Below are 7,700 nucleotides of genomic sequence, written 5' to 3'. Positions count from 1 at the left end.
AAAAGGTGATTTTGTTAATAATTCCAACCTTGTGGTAGGTCATTCAGCATCAGTTGAAGGATCTACTATTCAAAATAATGCTAATGCAGAAATTTCTTCAATAAATACACGTATTCAAACTAATAAGTTAAATAACTTTGGCTTAATTGATGGAGATACCACAGTGATTAAAGCCAATGATGTAAATAACATTGGTACGGCTCGTATTTATGGCGGGCACCTTGCCATTCAAGCAAATAAATTAAATAACCTTGAGAATGCTGATGGAACTGCAGCCACTATTGCTGCTCGTGAGAGACTTGATTTAGGTGTGGGGAATCTTATCAATCGCAATCATTCCTTAATTTTAAGCCTTGGTAATCTCTATATCGGTGGAAAACTTGATGAAAATAATCAAGCAACTGGTTACGCAAATAGCATTGATAACGGAAGTGCGACCATTGAAGCTTTAGAAAGTGGTTGGATTAACACACATCATCTTTTAAACCAAGATTTACACTTAAAATTAGGTAAAAAAGTAGAAAAAGAACAGATTAATGAATATTCATTAGGAAGTGATTCACATCGTTATCGAGGTGGTGTTGATGGCTACTATAACCTGAATAATGGTAGTCGTAATCCAAATTCATATTTCCAATTAAACAATGGCACACGTATAGAAGGATTTGGTTGGAAAGAATGGCGTTATACGAGAACAACGACTACTTCAACAATAGAACATCAGGATCCAGCAAAAATATTAATTGGTGGAGAGTTACACCTTTCAGGTGAAGATCTGAATAATAAGCAAAGTCAAATTTTTGTAGGTCAAAAATTATTACTCGACGATAAGATCTTTACTCAATCAACAAATGAACGTTTAAGTGGTGCAATTTCTAAATTAGATAATGATGATATACACGGTACGATTGATATCACTGATGAAGGTCAATTCGTTCAAGAATATAAAGTGAGACGCAAACGCGGTAGAAAGGGGCATCATCACTATCATCATTATAGCGATTTTACTGATGTTCATCCAACACAAGATTTTGGTTTTGGTTTGAAATTATTGACAATTGACGAACCTGTTGAAAAAACAGGGACAACTGTTAATGGTAAATCTGATTTTCAAGGAGTATCTCTTGAACAGAAAACACCTTTAAAAACAGATCTCAATACAAATCGTGTTGATTTATCAGCACTTACCTCTGGTGTGGTAAAAAATAAAGATAATCTTGGTATAAAAACACACTTACCGGATATTTCATTACCACAGGCAAGTCTTTATAAAATTAACCCAGTAGCATCAGGACAGTTTTTAGTTGAAACAGATCCACGTTTTACACAGAAATCAAAATGGCTAAGTTCTGATTATATGTTTAAGCAATTACGCAATGATCCTCAAAATTTGCTTAAACGTTTAGGTGATGGTTTCTATGAGCAACGCTTGGTGAATGAACAAGTTAATAAGCTGACAGGAAGACGTTTCCTTGATGGGTATTTATCAGATTATGATCAATATAAAGCCCTGATGGATAATGGTGCACAATATGCTAAGCGTTTAAGTTTGATTCCAGGTGTAGCATTAACATCAGAACAGATGAAAGAATTAACATCTGATATGGTATGGATGGTTAAACGTGAAGTTACACTCAAAGATGGTAGTAAAGCAGAGGTATTGGTACCACAAGTTTATATTGTTGGGCGTAATACGGATATTGACAGCCGTGGTGCAGTGATCTCTGCAAATGATGTAATTATCAATACGCAAGGCAATATGAAAAATAGTGGTGTGATTGCAGGTCGTAACCTTACCCACTTAAGTGCCAATAATATTGAAAACTTGGGTGGAAAACTGCAAGGCAGAGAACTTTATTTGTTTGCGAAAAATCGCCTAGATAATTTAGGGGGTGAACTTAACGCTACAGAAAATTTGGTTGGTCATGCGAAAAATATCAACATTGCCAGCACACTTTCTGAAACAGCAGATAATGAACACTTTAAGCATAAAACGATTAATCGTGTTGGTGCAATTAATGTAGGAGAGAAAAATAATCCAGGGCAGTTGTTATTACAAGCCACGGAAGATATTACTTTCAAAGGTGCACAGATTAATGTGAAAGGGAATGCGGATATTCAAGCTGGAAATACGCTGAATGTTGGTACGGTAGAAACTGAAAATAAACAATCTTTTGTAAAAGACAGTAATAACTATTATAAACTCAACCAGAATAATGAGATTGGGTCAGAATTTAATATTGAAGGCGATGCTCGTTTTGTGGGTAAAAATGCTATTGAAATGCGCGGGGCTTCTGCCGTAAGTAATGGCACAATGAGCGTGCTTTCAGAGGGAGATATCAATATTCGTGAAAGTCGCCAACAAGAAAGTTTATTAGAGGCAACAAAATGGACTAAGCATGGTGTATTCCAATCAAAAGGCGAAACTCGTCGCCATAATCACAATTATGATATTGCTCAAGGCTCAACCTTAGATGCAGATAAAATTTATATTCATTCGAATAATGGTAATGTCGATATTCAGGGCTCAAATGTGGCAGCTGGTAATGGTTTGACGGTGAAGGCCAAAAATATTGATATTCGTGAAGCTGAGAACCGAGTCTACTCTGATGATTATTATAGTAAGAAAAAATCAGGCGTGTTGGGAGGTGGTATTGGCGTAACTTTGGGTTCTCAAAAACAAACCATAGAAAGTGATCAGACTAAGCTTTATGCACAAGGTAGCCAAGTAGGTAGCTTGAACGGTAATACTACGATGATTGCGGAAAACACTTATACTCAAACCGCTAGCAAGATGAGTACAATCAAAGACGGCGATGTGAATATTCTGGCGAAAAAAGTCGATATTAAAGCTGCAGATGATAAATATGAAACCAATACCAAACAAAAATTTGAGCAAAAAGGTTTAACGATTGCTATTACCTCTCCTGTTATTTCTGCTATTCAAGCAGCACAAGGCGTGGTGCAATCAACTCGACAAGTAGGTGAGAGTAAGCATGGTCGTGTGAATGCGATGGCAGCAGCTAATGCAGGCTTTGATGCTTATCGTGCAGCTGATAGCGTAATGAAAGCTGGCGACTCTATTCAAAAAGCAATGAGTAATAGCGATGTGGATTCCATAGTAGGGGCACAAATCACTTACGGCCAACAAAAGACCGAATCACGTACTCATACTGAAGGAAAAACCGCAGCCAAATCTCAAGTTAATGCAGGCGGCAAGGTGAATATTGTGGCAACGGGTGCTGGAAAGAATTCTGACATTAATATTAAAGGTTCGGATATCTCAGGCAAACAAGGCACAACATTGATTGCAGATAACCAAGTCAATATTAAAGCCACAGAACAAAACCACCAAGAACGTAGCACGAATAAATCGAGTGGTTTTAATGCAGGGGTAGCCATTAAAGTGAGTAATGGTGCGGTTGCTGGGGCTACTTTAGGCGGTAATTACGGAAAAGGTTACGGCAATGGTGATGAAACTACTTATGTTGCTAGCCATGTAGGTGATAGTCAAAGCAAAACCGTGATTCATGCAGGTGGTGATGCCAATATTATTGGTAGCCAAGTAAAAGGCAAACGTGTAGAAGTCAATGCCCAAAACCTCAACATCGAAAGCTTACAAGACACCGCCACGTACAAAGGCAAACAAATGAACGTGACTGGTAGTGTGACAGTGGGGTATGGCGCATCCGTTGGAGGCAGTTTCAATAAATCGAAAATCAATGCCGACCACGCCAGCATCAATGAACAAGCTGGAATTTATGCTGGAGATGAAGGTTATGATATTAATGTTAATAAGCATACCGATCTTAAAGGTGCATTAATTACGTCTACCCAAAAGGCAGAAGCAGATGGCAAAAACCATTTTAGTACCGGCAGCCTTACTCATCCAGATATTGAAAATCGCTCAAATTATAGTGGCAGCAGTTTTGGTGTAAGTGGTAGTGTGTCAGCTAACTTTGAAACACCATTTGGAGAGAATGGTGCAGCTCAAAGTACAAAACAAGCCACGGATAAAGATGGTAATCTGCTTTATACCGATAAAAATGGCAACACAACTGTTAATTCTAAAGGAGTAGATGGAAAAGAGAACACCAAGAAATTAGCTGAAGGCAAGGAATCTCTTCAATTTTCTTATGGCATGGGCTATGGTAAAGATTCCGATAGTCAATCTAGCACAACAAAAAGTGGTATTAATACACAAAATATCATTATTAAAGATGAAGCAGAGCAATTAAAACGTACAGGCAAAACGGTGCAAGAAGAAATTGCTGCGATAAAAACCGATATCACTACAGAGAGTGCACCAAGTCAAAGTGGTAAATTAGAGAATCGTTTTAATAAAGATGATGTTCAAAAAGAACTGGATTTCCAACGTGAGGTAACAGAGAAATTTGGACAGAATGTCGTGGAAGCAGGGAGTTTGCTTGCTAATAAATTTGGCGAAGAAGCGAAAGCGAAACGTCATGAAGCCGCAATTGCGTTAGAAGAAGCAGAAAAAGCCAAGGCAGAAAACAACAACGAAACGAACCAAGCTTTAGTCAAACAAGCACGAGATAATTTTGAGACAGCGAGTCGCGAAGCCAAAGAATGGGAAACGGGTGGAAATCAACGCCTTATCATTGATTCGGCATTAAATGTTATCAGCACCGCTTTAGCCGGCAGACCGGCAGCGGAAGTGGTGGCTTCAGGATTATCACCTGCGGTGAATAATCAAATTAAGAAAGCGACAACAGATGCAAAAGGCAATGTGAATACGGCTCTCAATTTGACTGCTCATGCACTTTGGGGCGCGGTAGAGGCTTATGCGGGCAATCGTAATGTTGCTGCGGGTGCGGCTGGTGCAGCAGGTGGAGAGGTTGCGGCTCATTTCTTAGCGTCAACACTTTATAATAAATCACCTGAAAAGCTGAGCGAAGAAGAAAAACGTACGGTATCTTCTTTAAGTCAAGTAGCAGCAGGTATTGCTGGTGGTAGTTTATCAGATAGCTCTGATGGAGCGATTATTGCGGCTAAGACGGCGAAGAATGCGGTGGAGAATAATAATTTTGCTGCTTTAGCTGCAGAGGGTTTTACACTTGTTTGTTCAAGAACTTGCTTGCAAGCTCTTTCAGGGATAGCGGGTGTCTCAATTGGTATAGGTTTATCACCTAATGAAAAAGAAGTTGCTATTGTGGCTGCTGCGATGAAAGATCCTGAGGCTATGTCCAAATTAACAAAGGAACAGGTTTCTTATATAAATGAGCAAATCTTGACAGATGGTGGATTTGTTAATAATAAAGAGCTTTTCGGGGATAAGGTTTGGGTTCCAAATGCAGATGGCGGATATATGCCAGTCGATCCAAGTTTAGTGACAACAACATATGGTGGTAAACCTATAGTTGATCCAAGAATCTTTGTTAATCATACAGGAGGTATTGAGTATCCAGCAGATTATAATTTGCCAACAAATACAGGCGGAAATCAAATACTAAATAATGATAAAGATAGTCATGTTCTAGTCGGAGGTGAAAGTCAGGTTGGGGATTGGAAAGATGGAGTGCTATTAAATCAAAAATACCATCCAAATCCTAAATTAGTAGATATAACAGGTATTTCAGGATTAAAACCAGCTAAACCTAAGACACCAGTTCAAGGCGGGGGAAAATTAAGAGCAAGATGGAAAGATCCAGATGGGAAAATATATGAATGGGACTCTCTGCATGGAGAATTAGAAAAATATGATAGGAGAGGAAAGCATTTAGGTGCTTTTGATTATAAAACCGGGGAGCAGATTAAACCTGCAGAACCTAAAAGGAAGATAGAACCATAGTATAGAGATAATATGATGCAAAAAGTTAGAAGATATATTGAAATATATAGTAATGTTACTGATGAAATCCTTTTAAGAATAGAAATAAAAATAGGAGCAAATCAGATAAAAGAATTTATATCTATTGATTCAGATGATCCTGATGTATTGGGAGTTTATTCATTAAATGATAATGACTTAAAGAAATTTGGGATCACTAATTATGATGAAACTTCTATAAGTTTTTTCATAACCTCTGAGTTATAGAACATAATGGTAATTTACTAATGGAAGCTTTTCATATGATACTATGATAGTATTGTTATTACATTATTTTTAGATTGACACTTAAATGTACGAATAATATTAGGGCATAAATCTATAACTAGCTAAGAAAAAATGATTATCGGAAATCCAGGGATATATGATAGCAAAGGGAATTTTAATAGCTTTGCTATTCAAATAGATAATATTTTAGATACAGATTATTTTGCAGTTAACTTATGTATTGATATGAACATTTATCCACCCCAATTAGCTTCTAATAAAGCAAGCTATCTTATTGATTACTTTAATCCTGAATTGGAAATTTTTTCCAATATAAATGATCAGTTATTTTATTTGGATGATAGGGATTTAATGATTAATTTAATGTCAAAGGGATTTGGGTATATATATGCTATTGAGGAATTAATAAAAGACAATAAAATTGATTATCAAGAGTTTATAGATAATGAAGATTTTTTTTTAGAAAAATTGAATCTAGTTAAACAGAGCGAAGTGGTAAACCCATATTTATGGGAGATAGACTACATGGAGTATGTAAACAAAGGGTTTTATCCTTTTGTAATAAATAGTTCTAGTGGTTTGTCTAAAATGATAGTTGTTTTTAATAAGAACAGAAGTTATGACTTAGATTATATTGAGGATAGGTTATTGCTTTCTGATATAAAAGCAAGTAAGAGTGTTGGTTTCTTTGATGAACGATTTTGGGGAGTTAAGGTGTCTTGTGTTAAGAGTGATGAGTTAAGACTAATAATTAATAAGGTTTACTCTGTATTGAGTAGTTTTAAATAAAATATAATGTGTTATATAAAAATATTTCATAATATTAGATTTACAAAATAATATTTTTACTAGTAATTTAAATTTATTCAGAGTATAGAAATCTAGATATAAAGTGCGGTCAATTTTCAAAGAGTTTTAAAACCTCTCGAAAACTGACTGCACTTTTTGTATTTTAAATGGTACTTATGTTAAGTAAATCTTATAATTTTACATCCAACTTCGCGTAAGCTCGTTCTACTTTTTCTAATGCAGCCACTAGCACAACGAAGAATGCGAAACGGGTGGAAATCAACGCCTTATCATTGATTCGGCATTAAATGTTATCAGCACCGCTTTAGCCGGCAGACCGGCAGACCGGCAGCGGAAGTGGTGGCTTCAGGATTATCACCTGTGGTGAATAATCAAATTAAGAAAGCGACCACAGATGCAAAAGGCAATGTGAATACCGCGCTCAATTTGACTGCTCATGCACTTTGGGGAGCGGTAGAGGCTTATGCGGGTAACCGTAATGTTGCTCGCGGTGAAGCGAAAGTGATTCTTAACGAGGTAAACTCTGCCAACCCAAGCCGTTTAAAAGGTTATGTAGAGGTTGCGGGTAAAAAAGCGGATGTCGTGATTGCCAACCCAAGTGGTATTCAGTGTGATGGCTGTGGTGTGATTAATGCGGGGCGAACAACCCTGACAACCGGTAAAGCGGAAGTAGAAAATGGCGAATTGAAAGGCTATCGCGTAAAAGGCGGTAAAGTGACGGTTGGTCAAAAAGGGATGGATAACAGCCAATCTGATTACACCGATATTATCGCGGAGAAAGCAGAAATCAAAGGTGGGGTTTGGTCGAAGA

The 7,700-nt window shown here is 37.2% G+C and carries 3 protein-coding genes and 1 pseudogene; all 4 read left to right on the top strand.

Going from position 1 to position 7,700, the window contains the following annotated elements:
• Positions 1-5,812: hemagglutinin repeat-containing protein (locus KKW16_RS09050; protein WP_288144750.1), on the top strand; the 5,812-nt coding region annotated here is incomplete at its 5' end.
• Positions 5,813-5,824: 12 nt separating this feature from the next.
• Positions 5,825-6,058, top strand: coding sequence for a DUF7683 domain-containing protein (locus KKW16_RS08925; protein WP_046952952.1), 234 nt, complete (start codon positions 5,825-5,827; stop codon positions 6,056-6,058).
• Positions 6,059-6,190: 132 nt separating this feature from the next.
• Positions 6,191-6,868: a hypothetical protein gene (locus KKW16_RS08920; protein WP_215768196.1), complete on the top strand. Its 678-nt coding sequence runs from the start codon at positions 6,191-6,193 to the stop codon at positions 6,866-6,868.
• A 489-nt stretch (positions 6,869-7,357) separates the two neighbouring features.
• Positions 7,358-7,700: pseudogene (locus tag KKW16_RS08915) on the top strand (two-partner secretion domain-containing protein); the annotation flags it as partial.

Source organism: Haemophilus sp. SZY H8 (assembly GCF_018829755.1).
Classification (GTDB): Bacteria; Pseudomonadota; Gammaproteobacteria; order Enterobacterales; family Pasteurellaceae; genus Haemophilus; species Haemophilus haemolyticus_K.
This window is presented reverse-complemented; position numbering and strand designations above follow the sequence as displayed.

Excerpts from the sequence above, each read along its gene's own strand:
- KKW16_RS08925 (WP_046952952.1), top strand. The coding sequence starts at position 5,825 with ATGATGCAAAAAGTTAGAAGATATATTGAAATATATAGTAATGTTACT.
- KKW16_RS08920 (WP_215768196.1), top strand. The coding sequence starts at position 6,191 with ATGATTATCGGAAATCCAGGGATATATGATAGCAAAGGGAATTTTAAT.